At 66.5% G+C, this 24,552-nt stretch carries 22 protein-coding genes and 1 riboswitch; of the genes, 17 read left to right on the plus strand and 5 right to left on the minus strand.

Annotated features, from left to right (window positions below; all coding sequences use genetic code 11):
- Both SPHV1_RS14860 and SPHV1_RS14865 read left to right on the plus strand, forming a co-directional pair.
- On the plus strand, window positions 1-887 hold an 887-nt coding region (locus SPHV1_RS14860), incomplete at its 5' end, for a M20/M25/M40 family metallo-hydrolase (protein ID WP_156367359.1).
- 2 nt (window positions 888-889) lie between these two features.
- A complete protein-coding gene (locus SPHV1_RS14865; protein ID WP_054946819.1) occupies window positions 890-1,456 on the plus strand; it encodes a septal ring lytic transglycosylase RlpA family protein in 567 nt (188 codons plus the stop codon).
- A 10-nt stretch (window positions 1,457-1,466) separates the two neighbouring features.
- On the opposite strand, the gene SPHV1_RS14870 is transcribed toward SPHV1_RS14865, so the two are convergent.
- Window positions 1,467-1,919 carry a globin domain-containing protein gene (locus SPHV1_RS14870; protein ID WP_054946820.1) on the minus strand — a complete coding sequence of 151 codons (453 nt, stop codon included), beginning with the start codon at window positions 1,917-1,919 and terminating at the stop codon, window positions 1,467-1,469.
- A gap of 91 nt (window positions 1,920-2,010) precedes the next feature.
- Between SPHV1_RS14870 and SPHV1_RS14875 the strand changes: the two genes are divergently transcribed.
- From SPHV1_RS14875 to SPHV1_RS14880, 3 genes are all read left to right on the plus strand, one after another.
- Complete coding sequence (locus SPHV1_RS14875) at window positions 2,011-2,439, plus strand: Rrf2 family transcriptional regulator (protein ID WP_054946821.1); 429 nt, start codon at window positions 2,011-2,013, stop codon at window positions 2,437-2,439.
- Between the two features lie 55 nt (window positions 2,440-2,494).
- Window positions 2,495-2,659 carry a hypothetical protein gene (locus SPHV1_RS25505; protein ID WP_176167925.1) on the plus strand — a complete coding sequence of 55 codons (165 nt, stop codon included), beginning with the start codon at window positions 2,495-2,497 and terminating at the stop codon, window positions 2,657-2,659.
- A gap of 256 nt (window positions 2,660-2,915) precedes the next feature.
- Window positions 2,916-5,090 carry a M3 family metallopeptidase gene (locus SPHV1_RS14880; protein ID WP_082431023.1) on the plus strand — a complete coding sequence of 725 codons (2,175 nt, stop codon included), beginning with the start codon at window positions 2,916-2,918 and terminating at the stop codon, window positions 5,088-5,090.
- Between the two features lie 102 nt (window positions 5,091-5,192).
- On the opposite strand, the gene SPHV1_RS14885 is transcribed toward SPHV1_RS14880, so the two are convergent.
- Genes SPHV1_RS14885 through SPHV1_RS14900 form a run of 4 tightly spaced genes read right to left on the minus strand, consistent with a single transcriptional unit; the run spans window position 5,193 to window position 9,701 of the window.
- On the minus strand, window positions 5,193-5,963 hold the full coding sequence (locus tag SPHV1_RS14885; RefSeq protein WP_054946822.1) for an ABC transporter ATP-binding protein: 771 nt from the start codon (window positions 5,961-5,963) through the stop codon (window positions 5,193-5,195).
- A complete protein-coding gene (locus SPHV1_RS14890; protein ID WP_054946823.1) occupies window positions 5,960-6,925 on the minus strand; it encodes an iron ABC transporter permease in 966 nt (321 codons plus the stop codon). The genes SPHV1_RS14885 and SPHV1_RS14890 overlap by 4 nt, the downstream gene beginning before the upstream one ends.
- Window positions 6,922-7,872, minus strand: coding sequence for an ABC transporter substrate-binding protein (locus SPHV1_RS14895; protein ID WP_054946824.1), 951 nt, complete (start codon window positions 7,870-7,872; stop codon window positions 6,922-6,924). The genes SPHV1_RS14890 and SPHV1_RS14895 overlap by 4 nt, the downstream gene beginning before the upstream one ends.
- Window positions 7,869-9,701 (minus strand): TonB-dependent receptor domain-containing protein, encoded by a 1,833-nt coding sequence (locus SPHV1_RS14900; protein ID WP_054946825.1) that lies wholly within the window; start codon window positions 9,699-9,701, stop codon window positions 7,869-7,871. Before SPHV1_RS14900 ends, SPHV1_RS14895 begins: the two co-directional genes overlap by 4 nt.
- 95 nt (window positions 9,702-9,796) lie before the next feature.
- A riboswitch (cobalamin riboswitch) is annotated at window positions 9,797-9,993 on the minus strand.
- Window positions 9,994-10,161: 168 nt separating this feature from the next.
- Between SPHV1_RS14900 and SPHV1_RS14905 the strand changes: the two genes are divergently transcribed.
- From SPHV1_RS14905 to SPHV1_RS14960, 12 genes are all read left to right on the plus strand, one after another.
- Window positions 10,162-11,358 (plus strand): cell wall hydrolase, encoded by a 1,197-nt coding sequence (locus SPHV1_RS14905; RefSeq protein ID WP_082431024.1) that lies wholly within the window; start codon window positions 10,162-10,164, stop codon window positions 11,356-11,358.
- 137 nt (window positions 11,359-11,495) lie between these two features.
- Window positions 11,496-11,876, plus strand: a complete 381-nt coding sequence (locus SPHV1_RS14910; RefSeq protein ID WP_054946826.1) for a hypothetical protein — start codon at window positions 11,496-11,498, stop codon at window positions 11,874-11,876.
- A 505-nt stretch (window positions 11,877-12,381) separates the two neighbouring features.
- The gene (gene mdh, locus SPHV1_RS14915; RefSeq protein WP_054946827.1) at window positions 12,382-13,344 is read left to right on the plus strand and encodes a malate dehydrogenase; all 963 of its coding nucleotides are present in this window, start codon (window positions 12,382-12,384) and stop codon (window positions 13,342-13,344) included.
- A gap of 121 nt (window positions 13,345-13,465) precedes the next feature.
- The gene (gene sucD, locus SPHV1_RS14920) at window positions 13,466-14,356 is read left to right on the plus strand and encodes a succinate--CoA ligase subunit alpha (protein ID WP_054946828.1); all 891 of its coding nucleotides are present in this window, start codon (window positions 13,466-13,468) and stop codon (window positions 14,354-14,356) included.
- 185 nt (window positions 14,357-14,541) lie between these two features.
- The gene (locus SPHV1_RS14925; protein WP_054946829.1) at window positions 14,542-17,394 is read left to right on the plus strand and encodes a 2-oxoglutarate dehydrogenase E1 component; all 2,853 of its coding nucleotides are present in this window, start codon (window positions 14,542-14,544) and stop codon (window positions 17,392-17,394) included.
- An 8-nt stretch (window positions 17,395-17,402) separates the two neighbouring features.
- Window positions 17,403-18,632 carry a 2-oxoglutarate dehydrogenase complex dihydrolipoyllysine-residue succinyltransferase gene (odhB, locus tag SPHV1_RS14930; RefSeq protein WP_054946830.1) on the plus strand — a complete coding sequence of 410 codons (1,230 nt, stop codon included), beginning with the start codon at window positions 17,403-17,405 and terminating at the stop codon, window positions 18,630-18,632.
- A gap of 121 nt (window positions 18,633-18,753) precedes the next feature.
- Complete coding sequence (gene lpdA, locus SPHV1_RS14935) at window positions 18,754-20,151, plus strand: dihydrolipoyl dehydrogenase (RefSeq protein WP_054946831.1); 1,398 nt, start codon at window positions 18,754-18,756, stop codon at window positions 20,149-20,151.
- Window positions 20,152-20,351: 200 nt separating this feature from the next.
- On the plus strand, window positions 20,352-20,780 hold the full coding sequence (locus SPHV1_RS14940; RefSeq protein WP_054946832.1) for a hypothetical protein: 429 nt from the start codon (window positions 20,352-20,354) through the stop codon (window positions 20,778-20,780).
- 19 nt (window positions 20,781-20,799) lie between these two features.
- On the plus strand, window positions 20,800-21,561 hold the full coding sequence (locus SPHV1_RS14945; RefSeq protein ID WP_139383878.1) for a TorF family putative porin: 762 nt from the start codon (window positions 20,800-20,802) through the stop codon (window positions 21,559-21,561).
- A 271-nt stretch (window positions 21,562-21,832) separates the two neighbouring features.
- Entirely contained in the window at window positions 21,833-22,972 is a 1,140-nt protein-coding gene (locus tag SPHV1_RS14950; protein WP_054946834.1) for an acyltransferase, read from the plus strand.
- Between the two features lie 62 nt (window positions 22,973-23,034).
- Window positions 23,035-23,460: a VOC family protein gene (locus SPHV1_RS14955; protein ID WP_054946835.1), complete on the plus strand. Its 426-nt coding sequence runs from the start codon at window positions 23,035-23,037 to the stop codon at window positions 23,458-23,460.
- 132 nt (window positions 23,461-23,592) lie between these two features.
- The coding region (locus SPHV1_RS14960; RefSeq protein WP_054946836.1) for a zinc-binding alcohol dehydrogenase family protein at window positions 23,593-24,552 on the plus strand (960 nt) is incomplete at its 3' end.

A 24,552-nucleotide genomic window follows, 5' to 3' on the forward strand; every position in this document is an offset into this window, starting at 1 on the left:
GGCTGGACCTTGCCAGACTAGCGGCGGCGGCGCGGCGGCCCGATTTCCGTCCGGTGCCGCTGAAAGGCGTGACTTTCGCTGCCGACGTGCCGGTAACTCACGAGCAGATCGCCAGCCATAACGTCCTCGCGCGCATCCCGGGCACGACCCGCGCCGACGAGGTGGTGATGTTCGGCGCGCACTGGGACGCCTACGGCAAGGGCGAACCCGACGCGCAGGGGCGCATCTACCGCGCCGGGGCGAACGACGATGCACTGGGCATCGCCGCGATGTTCGAGATCGCCCGCGCCATGAAGGCCGCGCCCGCGCCGCAGCGCAGCGTCGTCTTCGCGGCGTGGACGGCGGAGGAGCGCGGGCTGCTCGGTTCGGAGTTCTATGCCGCAAACCCGGTCTATCCGATGGAAAAGACGGTCGCGAACCTTGCCATCGACATCCTGCAGACGGCGGGCGCGGCGAACGATGTCGTGCTGGTGGGCAAGGGCCAGGACACGCTGGAAGACGACATGGCGCGCATCGCGGCAACGCAGGGGCGCACGGTGACGCAGGAAAGCCTGCCCGAGCGCGGCCTGTTCTACCGCGCCGACCACTTCTCCTTCGCCAAGCGCGGGGTGCCGGTGATGCTGCTGATGGGTATTGCCGGGGCGGCCGACCTCAAGCAGGGCGGCACCGCTGCGGGTCAGGCGTGGATCGATGCCTATACCGGCAACTGCTATCACCAGGCCTGCGATGCGTGGTCGAGCGACTGGAACCTCGACGGGGCGGTGCAGGACATCGACCTGATCGGCACCATCGGCGAGGAACTGGCGAACTCGGGCAAGTGGCCGCAGTGGAAGCCCGGCTCCGAGTTCAGGGCGATCCGTGAAAAGAGCGAAGGCGTGCGGCAGTAGCCATGCGCCTGCGGCTCCCGATCGGCACGCTGCTGGTCCTTGCACTCTCGGCCTGCGGTGGCGGGGTGAAGTTCCGCCCCGTCAGCGACACGCCGGTGCGCATCGGCCCGCCCTACAAGGTCCGCGGCGTGACTTATACGCCCGCCGCGGATCCGCGCTACGACATGCTCGGCTATGCGACGTGGTACGGCAACGAGTCCGGCAACCAGACCGCCAACGGCGAGCGTTTCCGGCCCGACTGGGTCACCGGCGCGCACAAGACGCTGCCGCTGCCCAGCTATGTCGAGGTGACCTCACTCGATACCGGGCAGCGCATTCTCGTGCGGGTGAACGATCGCGGTCCCTTTGGCGAGAGCGCGCGGATCATCGACCTTTCGCGCGGAGCGGCCGAGCTGCTCGGCGTGCGCGCCAAGGGCAAGGCGGCTGTGCGGGTGCGGGTGGTCGAGCCGAACGAACGCTACCGCGCGGCCCTGCGCGAAGGCAAGGCCGCGCGCAAGCTGCCGCCGATCCCGGAGCGCACGCTTGCCGACCTGCAGGCCCAGTTCGCCCGCGGGGTCGGCTCGCGCTGAAGCGCCGGACTTATTCGGCGGCTTCGAGCTCGGCGTAGGCTTCGGCTTCCTTGCCGATCAGGATGTCGGCGAGAAACCAGTAAGCCTCGCCCCAGGCGGCCAGCACTTCGTCGCTGGCGGCATCGCCCAGCACGTCGCGGATCGCCGGGAGCAGCGCATCGGCGACGTAGGGGTAGTGCTCGGCCTTCACCCCGGTTTCGACATGGCGCTGGACCATGCGCTGCACCGGCGCGGTGAGGTTCTGCAGCTTGTCCACGTTCTGCGCATAGGCCAGGATCGCGGCGGCGAGGCGGCGCGGCTGCTCGCCCGAGACCTGCGCGGCCTGGTCGAACATGGCCTTCACTTCCTCGTTCACGAACAGGCGTTCGTACATGCGGGTGGTAATCGCCACGCCATGCTGCTGGAGCACGGGTGCGGTGGCCTTGACGATGGCGATAGTCTGTTCGGAAAGCGGTGCTGCCATGACGAATCCCCTAAAAGATGCAAACTGGATGCATCTATACAGCGCCGCCAAAAGATGTAAATAGAAAGCATCATTTTATCGGAGACCCGCCTTGCGCCTGACCGCGCACACCGACTACGCCTTGCGCATCCTGCTCCACGCCGCGCTGACGCAGGCCCAGGATCCCAAGGCCCTGCTTTCGATCGCGGATGTGGCCTATGCCCACGCGATCTCGCGCAATCATGCGATGAAAGTGGTCAATGCGCTGGGCAATGCGGGCCTTCTGGAGACCGTGCGCGGACGCAGCGGCGGCTTTCGCCTTGGCAAGCCGGCCGAAGACATCCGCCTCGGCGATGTCGTGCGGCTCACCGAACCGAACCTGCAGCCTGCCGACTGCGGATCGTGCGTCATGCAGCGCCACTGCGGCCTGATCTCGCCGCTCGACCGGGCGGTCCATGCCTTCCTTGCCGAACTGGACAAGCAGACGCTGGCTGAAGCCGCAGTGGAATCACGCCTGCCGACCAGGGCCGCGCCCGCCTGACGGGAACCAATCGCACCCTGCGCGCGTTCTCCTCAATGCGAGAGGAGAAAACGAAATGGACGCAACCAAGATCGGACCGGAGATCCCGTATCGCCGCAAGAGCGACCCGCGCAGGACCGGCTCGCTGATTTTCGATCGCGAGCGCGACGACCATGTGCGCGACAACGAAGGCGGCGAAGAAATGAAAGTCTGGTCCGGCGGGCACTTCAAGAAGAATTGACGCCCGGACCGACCGCCCCCTTCGCAGTTTCCGCCGACGCAACAAATGTGCGTCTGGCGCAGGGGGCGCACAGTCTTTGAAACACCGCCCACCCGACTTGCGCAACCCTTGCACGAACGGCTCTCAAGGGCTTGCAAAGCCATGGTTTCTGCGGTTCAAACCGCGGCCATGACCGAAACGGCATCCCCCCGCGCCGCCTCTGTTTGCCGCGCGTTCCCCCCGGTCCGGGGATGCCGGCACCCAGGAGAGTTGTTCCATGAAAATCCGGCTGATGACAGCCACCGCCCCGGTCGTTCTCGGGGCGATGCTGATGAGTGGCTGCACGACCGTGTCCGCCGCAACTGACGCCCCGAAGGCCGCGGCCGGCGATGCGGCAACGACCTATGCCGGGCCTTTCGCCAAGCCGTCCACCCTGCCCTTCCACGCCCCCGACTTCGCATCGATCGGGGACAGCGACTACCATCCCGCCATCGAGGCCGGGATCGCGGCGAAGCGCGCCGAGATCGCGGCCATCGCCGACAACCCGGCCGCGCCCGATTTCGACAACACCATCGTCGCGCTGGAAAAGGCAGGCAGCCTGCTGACCCGCGTGCGCAACGTGTTCGACCAGCTCGTTTCGGCCAATACCAACGACACGCTCGACGCAGTCGATACCGCGATGTCGCCCAAGCTCGCCGCGCTCGATGATGACATGTACCTCAACGAAAAGCTCTTCGCCCGGGTCAAGTCGGTGCATGACAGCGCGCAAGGCAAGGCGCTGACCGGCGAGGACGCGATGCTGCTGGCAACGACTTATGCCGACTTCGTCCACGAAGGCGCGCTGCTGGCCCCTGCGCAAAAGGCGCAGCTCAAGCAGATGAATCTGCGCCTCGCCTCGCTGGAGACCGAGTTTTCGCAGAAGCTGACCGCAGGCACCGCCGCCGCCGACCCCGTATTCGACAGCGCCGCGCAGCTTGACGGCATGCCCGAAGCCGCGATCGCCGCGGCTGCAAAACATGCCGAGGACAAGGGCCTGAAGGGCAAGTACGCCATCGCCCTGCTCAACTTCACCCAGCACCCGGCACTGTCGCAGCTCAAGAACCGCGCCAGCCGCAAGACGCTGTTCGAGGCGAGCGTGAACCGCACCTCCAGCGGCGGCGAGTACGATACCACCGGCATCGTCTCCGAACTCGCCACCCTGCGCGCGAAGAAGGCAGCGCTGCTCGGCAAGCCCGACTTCGCCAGCTGGCAGATGTACGACCGCATGGTGACCAGCCCGGCCAAGGCGATGAGCTTCATGCAGAGCTTCGTGCCCGCCCTGTCCGCCGCGCAGACCCGCGAAGCGAAGGAACTGCAGGACTTTGCGAAGGCGCATGGTGACGACATCGCCCTGCAACCGTGGGACTGGGGCTATTACGCCGAGCAGGTGCGCCGTGCGAAGTACGATCTCGACGATGCGCAGATCAAGCCGTACTTCGAGGTCTGGCGGGTGCTGGAAGACGGCGTGTTCCATGCCGCCACCAAGACTTACGGCATCACCTTCAAGCGCCGCACCGACCTTCCGGTCTATCATCCGACGATGCGCACGTACGAAGTCTACGACAAGGACGGCAGCGAGCTGGCCCTGTTCTACTTCGATCCCTTCGCCCGGCCCAACAAGCAGGGCGGCGCGTGGATGGGCAACTTCGTCGAGCAGTCGTACCTGACGGGCGACAAGCCGGTGATCTTCAACACGCTCAACATCGTGCCCCCGGCCGAGGGCCAGCCGGCGCTCGCCACCTGGGACAACGTGACGACGATGTTCCACGAATTCGGCCATGCCCTGCACGGCATGTTCGCCAGCCAGAAGTACCCCTCGCTTGCGGGCAGCAATACCGCGCGCGACTTCGTGGAGTTCCCCAGCCAGTTCAACGAAAATTTCGCCACGGTTCCCGAAGTGCTCAACCACTACGCGAAGCACTACCGGACCGGCGCGGCGATCCCGCCCGAGCTGATCGGGAAGATCGAGGCGGCCTCAAGGTTCAATCAGGGCCTCGGCCTTGGCGAAACGCTGGAGGCGGCGATGCTCGACATGGACTGGCACCGCCTCACTCCCGAGCAGGCCAGCCAGCCGCCGATAGCTTTCGAGGGCAAGGCCCTCGCCGAGATGGGCCTGCGCACCGACCTCATCCCGCCGCGCTACCGCACGCCCTACTTCCGGCACATCTGGAGCAACGGTTATTCGGCGGGCTACTACGCCTACATCTGGACCGAAATGCTCGCGCATGACGGCTGGGACTGGGTGGAAAAGCACGGCGGCATGACCCGCGCCAATGGCGACCACATCCGCGCCAGCTTCCTGGGTCAGGGCCACAGCAAGGACTACGCGGTAATGTACCGCGACTTTACCGGACACGATCCGGAAGTGGAACCGATGCTCGAAGCCCGCGGGCTGGTTTCGAAGGGCCGGTAAGGCTCGCTGCGATCTCCTCCCTGTCCTTCGCGACGGGGAGGAGTTGCGGGCCGCGATGCCCGCCTGTCCGGAACCTGTCGAGGAACCGGCGCTGTCCCCGGCCTAGCGCGAATCCAGCGTGAACGGCGAAGGCTGCCCCAGCGACAGGGCACGCTCGCCCGGATCGCCCAGCCAGCGCGCCGGGCAGTTCCACACGCGGTGGATCACATCGCGGGCCAGCGCGATTTCCGGCGGCCCCTCGGCCTCGACCTTGCCGTTCTTGATCACCAGCACCTGGTCGGCGTGGTTCATCGCCGTCGCCAGGTCGTGCAGCACGAGCACGACGCCGCGCCCGGCCTTGGTCTGCTGACGAAAGCGGCGCATCAGCGCGGCGGCATGGGCAAGGTCGAGATTGGCGAAGGGCTCGTCGGCCAGCACCCAGCCGGGCCGGGTCGCCAGCACGCGCGCCATCAGCGCCCTTGCCCGCTCTCCGCCCGACAGGCGCGAGACCGGGCGATGGCGAAGCGCTTCCAGGTCCATCGCGGCAATCGCCTCGTCGATGGCGTCCTGCGCTTCCTTCGCCGGGGCGTCCTTCCACGGCAGGCGGCCGATCGACACCAGCACTTCGACCGAAACATCCCAGGCCACTTCTGGCGACTGCGGCAGATAGCCGATCCACTGCGCGCGCTGGGCCGTCGAACAGCGGGACAAGGGCCGTTCGCCCAGCAGGACATCGCCCATGTCGGGCCGCAGCAGTCCGGCCATGCACGAGAGCAGCGTCGACTTGCCCGCCCCGTTGGGGCCGCAGATCGCGGTGACCAGCCCGCGACGGCACTGCAACGAAACGCCGTCGAGCCGTCCCTTCACGACGAGGTTGCTGACGCCGAGGCTCATGCCAGTTCCCGGCGCATCTTGAGCAGGAGGTGCAGGAAGAACGGCGTCCCCAGCAGGCTGAGCGCGATGCCGAGGCGCAGCTCGCCCCCGGCCAGCGGGAGGATGCGGCACAGGCAATCGGAAATGAGCAGCAGCAGCGCGCCAGCCAGCGCGCTCGGGACGATCAGCGATGACGGGCGATGGTCGGTGAACGGGCGGACCAGGTGCGGCACCATCAGGCCGACGAAACCGATGATCCCGGCCACGGCGACGCCCGAGCCGACCGTCAGGCCGATGCCGGCGATCATCAGCGCCTGCAGCCGGAACGGTTCGACCCCCAGCGACCGCGCGGCGGCTTCGCCCAGCGTCAGGGCATTGAGACTGCGCCCCGCGGCCATGAGCACGCCGATCCCGGCGGCGGTGAGCGGCAGGGCGATCCAGACTTCGCGCCAGGAGCGGTCGGCCAGCGAACCCATCGTCCAGGTGACGATCTCGGTCATCGCGAAGGGCGACGGGCTCAGACTGATCGCCAGGCTCATCAGCGCGCCGGCAAGGCTGGAGACCATCAGGCCCGCCAGCGTGAACAGTGCCACGCCGCCGCTGCGACCGGCAATCAGCGCCAGCAGCGTCATCGCCCCGCAGGCCCCGGCCAGCGCGAAGACCGGCAGCAGCCACGGCGAGGCGGCATAGCCGGTCCAGAAACTGAGCACCGCGCCCAGCGCCGCGCCCGGTGCAATGCCGAACAGCCCGGGATCGGCCAGCGGATTGCGCAGGAAGCCCTGCATCGCGGCCCCGGCGGCACCCAGCCCCGCTCCCACCGCCAGCGCCAGAACCGCGCGCGGCAGGCGCAGCTGCATCAGGATGATCGAGGCATTGTGCGCTGCAGGCGAAAAGGGATCGATCCACACGCGTCCGGCCAGCAGCGAAAGCGGCACGGCCACAAGCAGGCCGGCCAGAAGCAGGAGAACGAGGCGCGGGTTCATCGCACCCGTGCCGTCCGCGCCGCCACGTCCTGCCGGTCCAGTTCGCGCCGTGCCCGTGCGAGCGCGTCAATCGCGCGCGGGATCGTGGGGCCACCGCACCAGAGGATCGAACGATCGAGCGGAAAACGCTTCATGCGGCTCAGGCTCGCGAGAGCGGGGTGGTGGAGCATGCGGTCCTCTTCGGCCAGCGGATTGCCAACTGCGAAGACGACGCGCGGCGGATCGGCCAGCACTTCTTCGAGGGGCAGGAAATCGGCCTGCGAAAGCCCTCGTGCACTGGCCGCATTCGTAAAGCCGGTGTGCTCCATCATGTCAACGATCAGGGTGTCGTCCCCCGCGACGAGCCCTGCCGATTCCCAGACCAGCGCCGGGACCGCAGCCGCGCCCCGCGGCGGCGCGGCGCGGGCCAGCGCCCCGTCGATGCGGCCGATCAGGCGACGGCCCAGTTCGGGATGGCCGGCAAGGCCCGCCAGCTCGCGGATCTGGTCGCGCGCGGCATCGAGGTCCGGCGCGATCGGGATCTTCACCACCCTGAAGCCCAGGTCCGCGAGCGCGCTGGCCGTCGCGGGCGGCAGGAAGCTGCTGGCGACGACGACCTTCGGGCCGATCGCCGCGACTTCCTCCACCGTGCCCGAAACCGCGCGGTAACGGCGCGCCCTGTCGAGGTCCATCGAAGTGGACTGGGCATCGTGGCTGTATCCTGAGATCGCCAGCAGCTGCCCCGGCCCGGTCACTTCGGCAAGGATCGCATCGGTACAGGGATTGAGCGAGACGATGGTCGGATGGGCCGGATCGCCCGGCCCGGCTGCGGGGGCGGCCTCGGTATAGCCGCCCCCGCAGCCGGATATGCCGGCCCATGCCAGCGCAAGGACCCCGGCGCGGACAAGACCCCGCGCCAGACGCTTCCCTCGGGTCCACCGGGACTGCGGGGGAAGCGGCAAGGTCACATCTTCACCCGAACCCCGGCATAGGCCGAACGGCCGGCCGTGCCGTAGCTGCGCACCACTTCGTAGTGCTCGTCGAACAGGTTCTCGATGCGTCCATAGACCTCGACGTTGGGCGTGACCGGATAGGACGTGCGCAGGCCGACGACGACGTGCCCCTCGACGAACTGCGTGTTCGCGTGATCGTCCCAGCGGTTGCCACCCACGCGCAGGTCGGCACCAAGACGCAGCCCCAGGCCCCAGGTCTTGTCGAGGCTGGCGTAGAAGTTGTTCTGCGGACGGCGGGCAAGGCGCGCGCCGGTCAGCTCGTTCTTCGCATCGAGGTAAGTGTAGGACAGGTTCAGATCGAAGCCCTCCCAGTCGGTCACCACCATGCCCAGTTCGATGCCCTTCGCGCGCGTGCGGCCCACGTTGTAGTAGTTCCAGTTCGCGAAGTCGTAATCGATCTGGTTGCGCGTCTTGCGGTCGAACCAGGTCAGGGTGAAGCGGCCCTTGCCCTCGGCGAACGGCTGTTCCACCCCGGCGTCCCAGGCCTTCGAGGTCTCGGGCTCAAGCGGGTTGAAAGTGCCGTTGGTGTAGAGCTGGTAGAGCGATGGCGCCTTGAAGCCCTCGCCGTAGCTGGCGCGGATCACCGGCGCGTCCTCGCCCTCGCCCAGTGCCCAGGCGCCGTTGGCCGCAAAAGTGGTGCGGTGGCCGAAATCGGCCTGGTCGTCGTAGCGCAGGCCGCCGTTGAGCGTCAGACCCGAAACCGGGTGCAGCGTCAGCATGCCGAAGTAGCTGTCGATCGAGGTGCGGTCCTTCGAACCGAAGTTATCGGAGAACTTCGATGTCTCTGTCTCCGCGCCGAGCAGGACGCTGACGAGGTCCACCGGCGCGAAGGTCACCTGTCCCTCGACCCGCTCGTTCCGGCCGTTGGTGGTATAAGGACCGTAGATCTCGTGATCGGAGATGCGGCGGGTGTCGGTGAGCCCATAGCCCAGGCGCGCGGTCAGGCGACCGTCGAGCCCGGCATAACGCAGGTTGGCGTAACCCAGCGTATCGCGCTTGTGCCCGAAATTGAGCGCATCGGCGCCGGTATCGTCATAACCGTAATCGGCCTTGGTGTAATAGCCGCCGGCGTCGACGCTCAGCCCCTCGGCCAGCTCGATTTCGGCACGGGCATTGGCGCTCTTGCTTTCGAAGCCGTCCTTCTCGGTCGCGCCGCGGCGCTCGTTGTAGGCCGAATAGCCGTCGCCCTCGAGCCAGTTGCCGCCCAGCGTCAGGCCGACCGGACCGAGCAAGCCGGCAGCCGAAGCCCCAACCTGTCGACGGTCGCGCCAGCCGTATTCGGCTTGCGCACGCGCAGTCCACTGTTCGGTCGGGCGCGCGGTGATGAAGTTGATCACGCCGCCGATGGCACGGCTGCCCCACAGGACGCCCGAAGAGCCGCGAACCACTTCGACCCGGTCGAACTGGCCGATGGTGAGACCGCCGAAATCGAAGCCACCGGCCACATCGCCCGGATCGTTGATGCGCACACCGTCGATCAGCACGAGGCTCTGGGCATTTTCCGCACCGCGCAGGAAGACGCTGGTGATCTGGCCGAAGCCGCCGGTGCCCGAAACGGTCACGCCCGGCAGGCGCTCAAGCACCTCGGTCGCCTGCGTCGCCTGTGTGCGTTCGATCTCGTCGCGGGTGACGACGCTTACCGACTGGCCCACCTGGCTCAGCGGCGTCTCGGTGCGCGTGGCGGTGACGACGATGGTGTTGTCCACCTCGTCGGCCAGGGCCGGGGAAACGAGGGCGGGCGTGGAAACGGCAAGCGCGGTGCCGAGCAGAAACAGATACTTCACGTACAAAACCTCCAACCTGAACGAAGTGTCGCTCGTGGCTGAGGCTGCACCTGTATCGGCGCATGACTCGCTGCATTCCGGTCCAACCCGCCCGGCGCGGAACGACCATCTCGGGCAGGTCTCCTGGCTCCCGGATCGTCGCGCCGCCCCACCTTCCCGGCGCTTTGTCACAAGCCGCCAGTGGCCATTCGGGACGGAACTCCCCGGTCACAGTTGCGGGGACAGCGCCGGATTTGAACCGGCTTCCCTCTTCGGTCCGGCAAGCCGGACAACCCGTGACGTGGCCGGGCGGATACTGCGGCGTTGCAGGCCTTGCAAGCGCGGCAACGCAAGCACCTGATCGCGCGAGAGATTTGTTTACCGGTTAAGGGTAAAAGGGCGCGGTGTATCGCTTCGGGACGGCCGTGACAGGCCGGATGCGCCAGATCGCGAAGCGGGTTAGGCGCAGGATGCGCCGCCGATGCACGCTGACGCGGCGACCGAAAGGAACCGATTGACCGAGCCACCTGCCCTGATTGCCCCGATCGGCGAAAGCGAGGCGCCCCCGCGCGACTTCGCGGCCCGGTTCGAGCGCGGGCGCAGGAACCGCCACGCCCACCGCGCCCATCTGCAGCGGCGCTGGGCGGCAGGCTTTGCCGGCCTTGCCGCGATCGCCCTGCCCGCCTTCGCTTCGCCGGGAAACTGGGGCCGCTTCTCCATCGCCGATGCCTCGGCCGAGGCGCAGACCCTCGAGCCGATGCCCTTCGAGCGCGCCGGATCGAGCTTTCCGGGCTCCGCCTTCTACTATCTCGAACAGGAAACCGCGCCCCTGCAGACAGGCGAAGGCGTGCATTCCGATGCCGGGGATGCTGCGGCAGCGGCGAGCGGAACCCGGCCCCTTGCCCGCCCGCTCAACATCGATGCCAGCGGCGTCGACCGCACCCGCGCCCTGCAGTGCATGACCGCAGCCATATACTATGAAGCCGCAAGCGAGGCCGAAGCCGGCCAGCGCGCCGTCGCGCAGGTCGTGCTTAACCGGGTGGCCCACCCGGCCTATCCCGGCACCGTTTGCGGCGTGGTCTACGAAGGATCGGAACGCGCCAGCGGCTGCCAGTTTTCGTTCACCTGCGACGGCTCGCTCGCCCGCAAGCCCTCGCGCTATTTCTGGGACCGGGCGATGCAGGTCGCGCGCGCCGCCCTGTCGGGCTACGTCTATGCGCCCGTCGGCCTGGCGACGCATTACCACACCGTGCAGGTCCATCCCTACTGGGCCGCGAGCCTCGACTACCTCGGCACCATCGGGGCGCATCGCTTCTACAGCTTCCATGGTGCAGCGGGCCGCCCGGGCGCCTTCCGCTTCGCCTACCTCGGCGGCGAGCCGGTTGCCGCGCCGCACCGTCGCGACACCGCCGCCCTCGCCGCGGCTGCGGCGGACACGCTCGATCCGGTGGCGATCCAGCGCCAGTTCGCTGCGCAGGACGCATCGTTCACGGCCGCGGCAAGTCCAGCCGACACGCCAGCGACCCCAACCAGAGCCGCGCCCGTCCCGCTCTATTCCGATGCCATTCGCGAGCGCGGCGGCGATGCGCTCTACCGCGCACAGAAGCTGCCCGAGACCGGCGACATCAAGCCGCAATACGCCAACAGCGGCCGCTGGATCGCCCAGCCGGGCAGCTGAACCGGCGCAATCCGTCCCCTTTCGGGGCATCGGGACGCCCCGGCAAGAATTCGGCAACCATAGGCCATTACAAAGGCTTAGAGCCTGACTGCCATAAGGGTCCAGATCAGAACAACGACACAAAGGGCCTGCCTGACATGACGATCCGCTTTGCCGCTGCCTATGGCGGAAAGAGCCCTGCGATTGTTCGTGCCCTGTGTCCCTCCGCCCCCCTGGGTGCGGTCAACGACAACGGCTGCAAGCCCATCCTCGGTGGCTCCGCCCGCCGGGCCATCGCCGCCTATTCCGAACAGATGCACCTGCCGATGCAGGCGGCGAACGACCAGCGGATGCTGACCGAGGCCCTGCGCCACTTCGCCCGCCACGGCCTCTCGGCCGCTGCCCATGCGCGCGAAAATGCAGAAGCCGCCAAGGCCGCCAGCGACGAGGAAAGCTGCCGCTGGTGGATCTCGATCTGCCGCCAGCTCGACCGCCGCATGGCCGACGCCCTGGCCCGCAAGATCGCCCGCCACGGCTGACCTCACGCCCGCCCCGGGGTACGCCATCACTCCACCGTCCGGCACCTGCAACCCGCTTCGGGCCTGTTGAAGCCGCACGTGCGCAGCATCCCCTGCGCACGACGACCGATCCTTGGACCGACTGGACGACGGGCAGTCCGAATCAACGCGTCGGAGAGGCACCGAGGTCTGTACGACCCACCTTTCGGGCAATTCGGCCCGGCCCTCTTGCCATGCCCCGGGATCGGCAAGAGACATGTCCCGCGCGGCGCAAGACTCGCACAAACCTTGCCAAATCGTTGAAATATCGCGCTCGAACGGCTTGTTTGATCGCCGCTATTGCAATTGCGAACTGTTATCAATTAAAAGTGCAAGCTTGTGGCCTGTCCGCGTCGTTTCGCGGTTGCAATGTCGTTGAGAGGGGCGTAGGGCCCCCTTCGCAACTGACGGCACCTGCCTTATGCGGGACAAAGCAGGCCGCCTTTTACGTCCGAGGTCCCGCCATTGGGAAGGACAAGCACGCATCATGGCTCGTAAGAAGATTGCCCTTATCGGCGCCGGCAACATCGGCGGCACCCTCGCGCACCTCGCTGCGCAGAAGGAACTGGGCGACATCGTCCTGTTCGACATCGCCGAAGGCATCCCCCAGGGCAAGGCTCTCGACCTGTCGCAGTGCGGTCCCGTCGAAGGCTTCGACGCCGCCATCACCGGCACCAATGACTACGCCGACATCGCCGGCGCCGACGTCGTCATCGTCACCGCAGGCGTTCCCCGCAAGCCGGGCATGAGCCGCGACGACCTGCTGGGCATCAACCTCAAGGTCATGAAGTCGGTCGGCGAAGGCATCAAGCAGTACGCCCCCGACGCTTTCGTGATCTGCATCACCAACCCGCTCGACGCGATGGTCTGGGCGCTGCGCGAATTCTCCGGCCTGCCCCACAACAAGGTCGTCGGCATGGCCGGCGTGCTCGACTCGGCACGCTTCTCGACCTTCCTCGCCTGGGAATTCGGCGTTTCGGTCCGCGACGTCACCAGCTTCGTGCTGGGCGGCCACGGCGACACCATGGTCCCGGTCGTCGAATACTCGACCGTCAAGGGCATCCCGGTTCCCGACCTCATCAAGATGGGCAAGTCGACCCAGGAGCGCATCGACGAGATCGTCAAGCGCACTGCCAACGGCGGCGGCGAGATCGTCGGCCTGCTCAAGACCGGCTCGGCTTTCTACGCGCCGGCGGCCTCGGCCATCGCGATGGCTGAATCCTACCTCGGCGACCAGAAGCGCATCCTGCCCTGCGCCGCCTACCTCGACGGCCAGTACGGCGTCGACGGTCTCTACGTCGGCGTGCCGGTGAAGATCGGCAAGGACGGCGTCGAGGAAGTCATCGAGATCTCGCTCGACGAGAAGGCCAAGGCCGGCCTGCAGGTCTCGATCGACGCGGTCAAGGAACTGCTGGTCGCCTGCAAGGGCATCGACGGCTCGCTGGCCTGAGGAAATATCCGTCGCGCGATGCTGGCCTGACAATCTCGCCAGTATCGCACGACGCAAATAGTTTCTTGGAACCTCCCCAGCCTAACCGGCTGCTTCCACGTTCAGGAACAGGAAAAGATCCATGTCCATTCTCGTCGACAAGAATACCAAGGTCATAACCCAGGGCATGACCGGCAAGACCGGCAGCTTCCACACGCAGGCCGCGCTCGACTACGGCACGCAGATGGTTGCCGGCGTCACCCCCGGCAAGGGCGGCACCGACCATCTGGGCCTGCCCCAGTTCGACACGGTCGCCGAAGCCAAGGCCGTGACCGGCGCCAACGCTTCGTGCGTCTACGTTCCGCCTTCGGGCTGCGCCGACGCGATCCTCGAAGCCATCGATGCCGAAATCGAACTGATCGTCGCCATCACCGAGGGCGTTCCGGTGCTCGACATGGTCCGCGTCAAGCGCGCCCTGACCGGTTCGAAGTCGCGCCTCATCGGCCCGAACTGCCCCGGCCTGCTCACTCCCGGTGAATGCAAGATCGGCATCATGCCCGCGAACATCTTCTCGAAGGGTTCGGTCGGCGTGGTCTCGCGCTCGGGCACGCTGACCTATGAAGCGGTGTTCCAGACCACCAACGCCGGTCTTGGCCAGACCACCGCAGTCGGCATCGGCGGCGACCCGGTCAACGGCACCAACTTCATCGACGTGCTCGAACTCTTCCTCGCCGACGACGAGACCAAGTCGATCATCATGATCGGCGAGATCGGCGGCTCGGCCGAAGAAGAAGCCGCGCAGTTCCTCAAGGACGAGGCCAAGCGTGGCCGCAAGAAGCCGATGGCCGGCTTCATCGCGGGCCGCACCGCCCCTCCGGGACGCCGCATGGGCCACGCCGGTGCCATCGTCTCGGGCGGCCAGGGCGGCGCCGAAGACAAGATCGCAGCCATGGAAGAAGCTGGCATCCGCGTTGCGGCCAGCCCCTCGCTGCTCGGTGAAACCCTTGTGGAAGCCCTCAAGGAATTCGCCTGACGATCAGGTCGGCGCATGTGTCTGGCGGGGCACGCCCCGCCTGGCCATGCGCCGGGTCGCCAAGTACAGGCAGAATTATAACTGCATAGATGGCCAGCCAGGTTTTCCTCCCCGGGAACCAGCCGGCTTCCAACTGATTGCTCGGTAACGTCGGGCTGTTAATCCGACGAGGTAAGGTGATTCCGATGGGCAACGAAAATCTCGATTTCACTCCGGACCTCGGCATGGACGGCCCCCAGCCCGGACCGAGCTGGCAGCGCAACAACTGGCCGCGCGTAGGCGCCGAGTTCGAGGACGACCTCACCCAGGGCCTCGATCCCACGGCCCTCAAGGTCCAGATCGAGAAGGCCGCCGCCAAGGGCGGCAAGAAGGTCGATCAGGCCAGCCTCGACCAGGCTGCCGCCGACGCGATCCGCGCCATGATGCTGATCCGCACCTATCGCGTGCGCGGTCACCTGGCGGCGGACCTCGACCCGCTCGGCCTCAACCAGCGCAAGCTGCCGCAAGACCTCACCCCCGAGTACCACGGCTTCACCGGCGACGCGCTCGACCGTCCGGTCTTCGTCGGCGGCAACCTCGGCCTCGAGTGGACCACCGTGCGCGAACTGGTGCGGATCCTGCGCGCCAACTACTGCGGCAAGGTCGGCCTCGAATACATGCACATCGCCGATGTCGAGGAACGCCGTTTCCTCCAGGATCGGATGGAAGGCGCCGACAAGGAAATCGAGTTCACCCCCGAGGGCAAGAAGGCGATCCTTCAGGCCGTCGTGCGCGGCGAACAGTACGAGAAGTTCCTCGGCAAGAAGTACGTCGGCACCAAGCGTTTCGGCCTCGACGGCGGTGAATCGATGATCCCGGCGCTGGAGTCGGTGATCAAGTACGGCGGCGCCCAGGGCGTCAAGGAGATCGTCTACGGCATGGCCCACCGCGGCCGCCTCAACGTACTCGCCAACGTGATGGCCAAGCCCTACAAGGTCATCTTCCACGAATTCTCCGGCGGCACCGCCAACCCCGAGGACGTCGGCGGTTCGGGCGACGTGAAGTACCACCTGGGCACTTCGACGGACCGCGAGTTCGACGGCATCAAGGTCCACATGAGCCTGATGCCCAACCCCTCCCACCTCGAAACGGTGGACCCGGTCGTGCTCGGCAAGGTCCGCGCCTATCAGGTCTTCCACGACGACATCGGCGACGATGTCGGTCCCGGCGCCAAGCACAAGCAGGTCCTGCCGGTGCTGATCCACGGCGACGCGGCCTTCGCGGGCCAGGGCGTGGTCTGGGAATGCTTCGGCCTTTCGGGCGTTGCCGGCTACAACACCGGCGGCTGCATCCACTTCGTCATCAACAACCAGATCGGCTTCACCACGACGCCGAACTTCGCGCGCAACTCGCCCTACCCGACCGATGTCGCCAAGGGTGTCCAGGCGCCGATCCTGCACGTCAACGGCGACGATCCGGCCGCGGTGACCTTCGCCTGCAAGCTGGCGATCGACTATCGCCAGACTTTCGGCCGCGACATCGTGATCGACATGTGGTGCTACCGCCGCTTCGGCCATAACGAAGGCGACGAGCCCAGCTTCACGCAGCCGCTGATGTACGCGCAGATCAAGAAGCACCCCTCGGTCAGCACCATCTACGCCGAGCGCCTGAAGGCCGAAGGCGTGATCGATGACGCCTTCCTTGCCGAGACGGTGGAAGCCTTCAACAATCACCTCGAAGAGGAATTCGAGGCGGCCAAGACCTACAAGGCCAACCATGCCGACTGGTTCGGCGGGCGCTGGAGCGGCTTCAACAAGCCGGTCGATCCGGAAACAGCACGCCGCAACGTGCACACCGGCATCGAGGGCAAGCTGTTCGACAGCCTCGGACGCACGCTGACCACGGTTCCCGATGACCTGACCATCCACAAGACCCTCGCCCGCGTGATCCAGGCGAAGGACGAGATGTTCAAGACCGGCGAAGGCTTCGACTGGGCCACGGCCGAAGCGCTCGCTTTCGGCAGCCTCGTCTCCGAAGGCTACGGCGTGCGCCTGTCCGGACAGGACTGCGAACGCGGCACCTTCTCGCAGCGTCACGCCGTCTGGGTCGACCAGAAGACCGAGCGCAAGTACACCCCGCTCGACACCCTGCCCCACGGCAGCTTCGAGGTGCTGAACTCGACGCTTTCGGAATATGGCGTGCTCGGCTTCGAGTACGGCTATGCCAGCGCCGATCCGAAGACCCTGGTCCTGTGGGAAGCGCAGTTCGGCGACTTCGCCAACGGCGCGCAGATCATCATCGACCAGTACATCGCCGCATCGGAAGCCAAGTGGCTGCGCGCCAACGGCCTCGTGATGCTGCTGCCGCACGGCTACGAAGGCCAGGGTCCGGAACACTCCTCGGCCCGCCTCGAGCGCTACCTGCAGCTCTGCGCCTCGGACAACATCCAGGTGTGCAACATCACCACCCCGGCCAACTACTTCCACGTGCTGCGCCGGCAGATGCACCGTCCGTTCCGCAAGCCGCTGATCATCATGACGCCCAAGTCGCTGCTGCGCCATCCGATGGCGAAGTCTCCGGCTTCGGACTTCGTGGGCGAAGGCCACTTCTTCCGCATCCTGTCGGACCCGAAGGCGCCGAGCGACGAGAACACCAGGAAGGTCATCCTGTGTTCGGGCAAGGTCGCCTACGACCTGCTCGAAGCGCGCGACCAGAACGAGATCGACGACACCCAGATCATCCGCATCGAGCAGCTCTACCCCTTCCCGGGCGAACCGCTGGCCCTGCGCCTCTCGCGCATGAAGAACCTCGAGGAGATCGTCTGGTGCCAGGAAGAGCCGAAGAATAACGGCGCCTGGTTCTTCGTCGAATCGCTGATCGAGGAATCCGCCAAGGAAGCCGGCGTATCCTCGTGCCGTCCGCGCTACGCGGGCCGCAACGCTTCGGCCTCGCCCGCAACCGGCCTTGCCAAGCGCCATGCCGCCGAACAGGCTGCGCTGGTGGCCGAAGCACTCCACCTTTCCGTCCGTGACGAACTCCGACGCAAGCAGAAGGCTTGAGATAACCCATGTCCACCGAAGTCAAGGTCCCCACGCTCGGCGAATCCGTATCCGAGGCCACCATCGGCCAGTGGCTCAAGCAGCCCGGCGAGGCGGTTGCCGCTGACGAGCCGATCGCCAGCCTCGAGACCGACAAGGTCGCCATCGACGTCATGGCGCCGCACGCCGGCACCATGGGCCAGCAGCTCGCCGCCGAAGGCGACACCGTCACCGTCGGTGCGCTGATCGCCACCATCGAGGAAGGTTCGGGCGCCGCCCCGGCTCCAAAGAAGGAAGCCGCGGCCAAGGCCGAAACGCCGGCTCCCGCCGCTGCTGCACCGGCAGCCGCGCCGGTCGCCGCCGAAGAGGCCCTCTCGGGCGCCTCGGTCCTCTCGCCGGCCGTGCGCCGCGCGGTGCTGGAATACGGCATCGATCCCTCGACCATCAAGGGCACCGGCAAGGACGGGCGCATCACCAAGGACGACGTGATCGCGGCCGCCAGGAACAAGCCGGCTTCCGCGCCTGCCTCAGCCGCTCCGGTCGCCGCTGCAGCGCCGGCGCGCAAGGAAGAACGCGTCAAGATGACGCGCCTGCGCCAGACCATCGCCAAGCGCCTCAAGAGCGCGCAGGACAATGCCGCCCTCCTCACCACCTTCAACGACGTCGACATGTCGGCAGTCATGGAAGCGCGTGAGAAGTACAAGGACGTCTTTGCCAAGAAGCACGGCATCAAGCTCGGCTTCATGTCCTTCTTCGCCAAGGCTTCGGTCCTTGCGCTCAAGGACATCCCGGCGGTCAACGCGCAGATCGACGGCGACGAGATCGTCTATCACGACTACGTCGACATCTCGATCGCGGTCTCGGCCCCGAACGGCCTCGTCGTTCCGGTCGTGCGCGACTGCGACAAGCTGGGCTTCGCCGGAATCGAGCAGGCCATCGCCGACTACGGCAAGCGCGCCAAGGAAGGCACGCTGACCATGGAAGACATGAAGGGCGGTACCTTCACGATTTCCAACGGCGGCGTGTTCGGCGGCCTGATGTCGACTCCGATCATCAACCCGCCGCAGTCGGCAGTGCTGGGCCTCCACCGCATCGAGGACCGTCCGGTCGTGCGCAACGGCGAAATCGTCATCCGGCCGATGATGTACATCGCCCTGTCCTACGATCACCGCATCATCGACGGTCGCGAGGCGGTCACCGCGCTCAAGACCATCAAGGAAGCGATCGAGGATCCCACCCGACTCCTGATCGACCTTTGATCCCGATCACCCCGCCCACCTTCGAGGATCGACGGACCGGGCGGGGTTTTCACTTGTGCTGAAATGACTATTTTCCCCTCGTGCCGCACCTGCTTCGGGCACGAGCGTACGGAGGCCTCACATGGCTGATTACGATTACGACGTCCTTGTCATCGGTGCCGGCCCGGGCGGCTACGTTGCCGCTATCCGCGCCGCACAGCTCGGCCTCAAGACCGCCTGCGCCGAAGGGCGCGAGACGCTGGGCGGCACGTGCCTCAACGTCGGCTGCATTCCCTCCAAGGCGATGCTCCATGCCTCGGAATACTTCGAGCAGGCCGCCAGCGGCGCGATGACCAAGCTGGGCGTCAAGGTCACGCCCGAACTCGACCTGGAGGCCATGCACGGCCAGCGCCGGGATTCGGTGAAGGGCCTGACCGGCGGCATCGAGTTCCTGTTCAAGAAGAACAAGATCGACTGGCTCAAGGGCTATGCGCAGTTCAGGGACGCGCACACCGTCGAAGTCGCCGGCAAGTCGGTGACCGCCAAGAACATCGTCATCGCCACCGGCTCCTCGGTCACGCCCCTGCCCGGCGTCGAGATCGACAATGACAAGGGCGTCGTCGTCGATTCCACCGGCGCGCTGGAACTGGCCTCGGTTCCCAAGAAGATGGTCGTCATCGGCGGCGGCGTGATCGGCCTCGAGCTCGGCTCGGTCTGGCGCCGTCTCGGCGCGGAAGTGACCGTCGTCGAATTCCTCGACCAGCTCCTGCCCGGCATGGACGGCGAAGTCCGCAAGGAAGCGGGCAAGCTGTTCAAGAAGCAGGGCATGACGCTCAAGCTGGGCACCAAGGTGACCGGCGTCGAGGTGAAGGGCAAGAAGGCCAAGGTCACCGTCGAGCCTGCCGCTGGCGGCGATGCCGAAGTGATCGAGGCCGACGCGGTGCTCGTTTCGATCGGCCGTCGTCCCAACACCGAAGGCCTCGGCCTCGACAAGATCGGGCTTGAGCTGAACCAGCGCGGCCAGATCGAGACCGACCACGACTTCGCGACCAAGGTCGACGGCGTCTGGGCCATCGGCGACGTCATCCCCGGCCCGATGCTCGCGCACAAGGCCGAGGACGAAGGCATTGCCGTAGCCGAGAACATCGCGGGCCTGACCGGCATCGTGAACCACGATGTCATCCCCGGCGTCGTCTACACCTTCCCCGAGATCGCCGGCGTCGGCCTGACCGAGGAAGCAGCCAAGGAACGCGGTGCGGTCAAGGTCGGCAAGTTCCCGATGCTCGCCAATTCGCGCGCGAAGACCAACCACGAGCCCGACGGCTTCGTGAAGGTGATCGCCGATGCCGAGACCGACCGCGTGCTCGGCGTGTGGTGCATCGCCTCGGTCGCCGGCACCATGATCGCCCAGGCCGCGCAGGCCATGGAATTCGGCGCCACCAGCGAAGACATCGCCTACACCTGCCACGCGCACCCGACCCATTCGGAAGCGATCAAGGAAGCGGCGATGGCAGTGACGGGCAAGCCGATCCACATCTGACCGTCCATCGCAGACTGACATGAAGGCCGGTGCTGCCCCGCAGCGCCGGCCTTTTGTCTTTTCGGCTACCGGTGCGGATCGCGTGCAGCACGACAACGAGACTTTCGGGAAACAATCGGGAATTGAAGCGGCTCTATCCGGGGCATGATCATTTTTTGATCACTCTTGCCTGATTTTTAAGCAGATAGAGATGGATTGATATGTCGCTGGCCCTGATTCCGCTTGCCCTCGTCGCTGCAACCGCTCCCACCCACTCCATCGACATCCACCACAGCGGTGCGAACCATGCCGTTGAGTATCGCGGCGTGATCGAGACCGATGCGAAGGTCCGCAGGACGGGCGCCCCCACCCGCGCCCACAGCACCCGCTGCGATCTCACCGCTACCGTCTCCGTCGAGCGCCACATCAAGATGGGCGCGAACACGCCGGCGCTGACCAGCACGATTGCCCCCACCAAGGTTCTCGGACAGACCGCATACGGCCCCTGCGCGAACGCAACGGAACGTCTCGAGAAGCTGGTGGCCGCACATCACGGGAAGATCTTGAAATTCCTCGCCTCTGCTGCAGAAGCGGACCGCCCGTCTGCGCTTGCCGCCATCGAGGCGGTGCGTTCGCTGGCCGTCAATTGAATCGAACCAAGGAAAAGACTTGTCCCTTAACCCACACTACGCCCTTGCCGTTGCCCTGCCGCTCATCCTCGCATCCGCCCCGGCCTGTGCGCAATCCATGGAGCAGACCGGCGCCAGCATCGAGGCCACGACCGACTATCGCGAGGACGGCCTGAGCTGGAGCGACAGCGCCCCGGCCCTGCGCGCCGAAGGCACGCTCGCCCTGAGCCATGATCTCTCGATCTCGGCCAGCGTCGCCACCCTGCGCGGCAGCCGGCGTCACGGCGGCAGCGATTGGGGCTTCACCATCGCCCCGCGCTATTCCACCTCGGCGGCGGGCTGGGATCTTTCCGCAGGGATTGCCGGTCACCTGTTTGCCGGGGCCGATGATGGCGCGAAGAACCTGGACTACGTGGAACTGGAAGGGCGCGCAGCCCGCACGCTGGGACCGGCACAACTGGCCCTGAGTGTCAGCTACGCGCCGTCTCAGGATGCCATCGGCGGCAGCTATGGCCATGCCGGCGCCGACCTTGGCGTCGGCCTGCCCGGCACGCCGATCACCGCCTATGCCGGCGGCGGCTATGCGTTCGGCAATTCGAACGGCGATGCCAGGAGCACGCGCCTGCGTCCGGACGGCAACTACGCCAACTGGTACGTGGGCGCCGAGCAGAGCTTCGGGCCGATTGCGGTGGGCGTGCTCTACTCGGACACCTCGATCGACCGGCACCGCGCCGCAGCCGTGGAATATGGCGACAAGGGCACCGGCGAACGCCTGAGCGCCTACGCGCGCGTCTCCCTTTAACCCCTTGCCCCCGCAGGGCCAGCCTGCGGGGGATTCCCGGGACACTCGCCGCGCGCCGAATGCTTGCCTGCGCGCGGCGAGCCGATGAACGCATTCTCCCGCCACTCGTTTACCCGAGGCTGCGCCTCCATCGGTCGAAAGCCGATGGAAAGCGCCGCCCCGATCGGCGAGTTCGCTTTCCGGGGCCGGCCCCGGGGCGATGCCCTGCACCGGCCCGGATCGCGGGTCGCACCGCCGCAAGAGGCCCCACGGCGCAGGGCAGGAGTAGCGTTTGAACAGGATCGAATGTCTCGACGGCCTGCGCGGCCTTGCCGCGCTGTGGGTACTGATCGGCCATTGCCTGATCCTTACCGGCTATTCCCTCCCGATCCTCGGCAAGCCGGACCTGGGCGTCGACCTGTTCATCCTGCTGTCCGGCTTCCTGATGACTTTCCAGTTCCAGCTGCGAAAGGACAGGGAAGACTGGGTGCGCCCCGCCACCTGGGCTGCCTTCTGGACCCGGCGCTTCTTCCGGATCTCCCCGCTCTATTTCGTCCTGCTCGCCGCCGCGCTGCTGGCGGGCAAGGCGATCTACGCCGACCGTGTCCTGATCGACAGCTTCCTCGGCCAGCCCCTGCAGGCGCCGGAACGCTATACCGACGCCAGCGCCTCGAACGTCCTGCTTCACGTAACCTACCTGTTCGGAATCCTGCCCGAATATGCCTTCCGCACCCCCCTGCCCGACTGGAGCCTGGGGCTGGAGATGCAGTTCTACGCGGTGTTTCCCTTCGCCGTGCTCCTTGCCGGCCGGCTCGGCTGGATCGGAACCGCGCTGTGCGTCTCGATCCTCGCGGTATCGATCGCCCTGCTGACCGGGGCGCTGGGCGCAGCCTATCCGATGCCCTCCTTCCTGCCGCTCAAGATGCACCTGTTCGCGGCCGGCATGCTGATCGCGGCGGCGCTGGAGAGAAATGCGGGGGCCTGCCTCGTAGTTGCCGCCGCGCTGGTGGCCATCCCGGTCGGCGGCAAGACTGACCTGCTCCATCTCGTCGTGCGCGAGGGCATCTTCCTCGGCTTCTTCGCGCTGGTGCACTGGCGGGCGATACCGTGGATCGACCGGCTCTCCCGGCTGCTGGGCGCACCGCCGTTCCACTGGCTGGGCGAACTGTCCTACGGGGTCTACCTCGTCCATCTGCTGATCCTCCACCGCGTGGCCGCCTGGACCATCGAGGGATGGGCGCAGGACATCCCCGCAGCCGCCCGCTTCGCCCTGACTTTCGCGATCACCGCGCCCATCGCCTATGGGCTGGCCTATGCGACCTATCGGCTGGTGGAGCGTCCGGGACAGTCGCTGGGCCGCGCCGTGATCGCCCGCTTCGGCCGACGCAAGCTTGCGCGCCAGGTCCGGGCGGAGGAATACGCAGCGCCCTGACAGGCCGGTCGGAGCGCAGATCGCGCTTGGCCTCACCGTGCCTTGCCCGTAACTCTGCCGCCATGTCGCTGCGCCCGTTCCACCTCGCCTTCCCCGTCCACGACCTTGCGGCCGCCCGGAGCTTCTGGGGCGACCTGATGGGCTGTCCGGAAGGGCGCAGCAGCGACGAGTGGATCGACTTCGACTTCTTCGGACACCAGATCGTTGCCCATTGCGTGCCGGACATGACCCCGCCCGACGCCGGCGCAAACCCGGTCGATGGCCATGACGTCCCCGTCCCGCACTTCGGCGTGGTCCTCACGCTAGACCAATGGCACGAACTGGCGGATCGGCTGACCGCAGGCGGCATGGAATTCGTCATCGCCCCGCACGTGCGCTTTCCCGGTCAGCCCGGCGAGCAGGCGACGATGTTCTTTCGCGATCCATCGGGAAATGCCATTGAAATGAAAGCCTTCGCGGATCTCGGCCAGCTTTTCGCGCGCGACTGATCGGCGGGCGAAGACCGGAAGCCGTCCACAGAATTTGCTAACCCAGCTAAGTTAAATTGCTGATATGTCACTTGAAGTGATTATAACCCCGTTCCTATTTAACATGTTGCAAAGCATTGCAGAGGGATTGGGGTGAAGGCGGCCTACTATCTGGAAAACGGCGGACCGGAGGTCCTGCGCTACGGATCCGTGCCCGATCCGCAGTTGGCCGAAGACGCCGTGCTGATCCGGGTAGATTACATTTCCGTCGAGGGGATGGACATGGTCTGCCGACACCTGATCCCTTTCGAAGATCAGCAGCATATCGCCGGATGCCAGGCGGCGGGCACGGTTGAAGCACTGGGCAGCACCGTCACCGGCTTTCGCATCGGCGACCGCGTCGTCGGCTTCAATTTCGGCGGCAGCCATGCCGAGCTTTTCGCCGCGCCGCAGGGCAGCGTCTGGCACGTTCCCGAAGGCATGGACCTTGCCCTTGCCGCCGTCGTCCCGCTCACCTTCGGTACCGCGCACGACAGCCTCCATGCCTTCGGGCAGGTCCGGCCGGGCATGGACGTGCTGGTCCACGGCGCGACGCTGGGCGTCGGCATCGCCGCGGTCCAGCTTGCCAAGGCCGCGGGCGCCAAGGTCACCGGCACCGCCCTTGGCGACGAACGCCTGTCTCGCATCGCCCCGCTCGGGCTGGACCATGCCATCGATTATCGCGATCCCGACCGGGTCAAGCGCTTCCGTGAAATCACCTTCGGCAAGGGCTTCGACCTCGTCATCGACTCCGGCGCCGGCATGGAAAAGGATTCCATCGTCCAGACCGTGCGTCCGGGAGCCCGCTACGCGATTGCCGGTGTCGCCAGCGCCCGGATGCCCCAGTTCGGCTATCTGGAGATGATCATGCACGGGCTGAACGTCGCCGGCATTTCGATCGCTCATGCCATGCACACCCCGCGCGGCCATGCCGTCGTATCGGAATTGCTCGAAAGCGCTGCCCGGGGCGAAATCCAGATGCCGATCGAGCATGAATTCGCCTTGTGCGAGGTCGAGGAAGCGCATCGCTTCGTCATGGAAGGCCAACCCTTCGGACGCGTCGTCATGCGCCCC

Origin of the sequence: Novosphingobium sp. KN65.2, from assembly GCF_001368935.1 — a bacterium.
Lineage (GTDB): Bacteria > Pseudomonadota > Alphaproteobacteria > Sphingomonadales > Sphingomonadaceae > Novosphingobium > Novosphingobium mathurense.

What these genes read in the sequence shown, in the direction of transcription:
- SPHV1_RS14890 (WP_054946823.1), bottom strand. Translation starts at nt 6,925, where the DNA reads ATGAACCCGCGCCTCGTTCTCCTGCTTCTGGCCGGCCTGCTTGTGGCC.
- SPHV1_RS25505 (WP_176167925.1), top strand. Translation starts at nt 2,495, where the DNA reads ATGGACGCAACCAAGATCGGACCGGAGATCCCGTATCGCCGCAAGAGC.
- odhB (WP_054946830.1), top strand. Translation starts at nt 17,403, where the DNA reads ATGTCCACCGAAGTCAAGGTCCCCACGCTCGGCGAATCCGTATCCGAG.
- SPHV1_RS14885 (WP_054946822.1), bottom strand. Translation starts at nt 5,963, where the DNA reads ATGAGCCTCGGCGTCAGCAACCTCGTCGTGAAGGGACGGCTCGACGGC.
- SPHV1_RS14905 (WP_082431024.1), top strand. Translation starts at nt 10,162, where the DNA reads ATGCACGCTGACGCGGCGACCGAAAGGAACCGATTGACCGAGCCACCT.
- sucD (WP_054946828.1), top strand. Translation starts at nt 13,466, where the DNA reads ATGTCCATTCTCGTCGACAAGAATACCAAGGTCATAACCCAGGGCATG.
- mdh (WP_054946827.1), top strand. Translation starts at nt 12,382, where the DNA reads ATGGCTCGTAAGAAGATTGCCCTTATCGGCGCCGGCAACATCGGCGGC.
- SPHV1_RS14880 (WP_082431023.1), top strand. Translation starts at nt 2,916, where the DNA reads ATGAAAATCCGGCTGATGACAGCCACCGCCCCGGTCGTTCTCGGGGCG.
- SPHV1_RS14940 (WP_054946832.1), top strand. Translation starts at nt 20,352, where the DNA reads ATGTCGCTGGCCCTGATTCCGCTTGCCCTCGTCGCTGCAACCGCTCCC.
- SPHV1_RS14910 (WP_054946826.1), top strand. Translation starts at nt 11,496, where the DNA reads ATGACGATCCGCTTTGCCGCTGCCTATGGCGGAAAGAGCCCTGCGATT.
- SPHV1_RS14865 (WP_054946819.1), top strand. Translation starts at nt 890, where the DNA reads ATGCGCCTGCGGCTCCCGATCGGCACGCTGCTGGTCCTTGCACTCTCG.
- SPHV1_RS14955 (WP_054946835.1), top strand. Translation starts at nt 23,035, where the DNA reads ATGTCGCTGCGCCCGTTCCACCTCGCCTTCCCCGTCCACGACCTTGCG.
- SPHV1_RS14925 (WP_054946829.1), top strand. Translation starts at nt 14,542, where the DNA reads ATGGGCAACGAAAATCTCGATTTCACTCCGGACCTCGGCATGGACGGC.
- lpdA (WP_054946831.1), top strand. Translation starts at nt 18,754, where the DNA reads ATGGCTGATTACGATTACGACGTCCTTGTCATCGGTGCCGGCCCGGGC.
- SPHV1_RS14870 (WP_054946820.1), bottom strand. Translation starts at nt 1,919, where the DNA reads ATGGCAGCACCGCTTTCCGAACAGACTATCGCCATCGTCAAGGCCACC.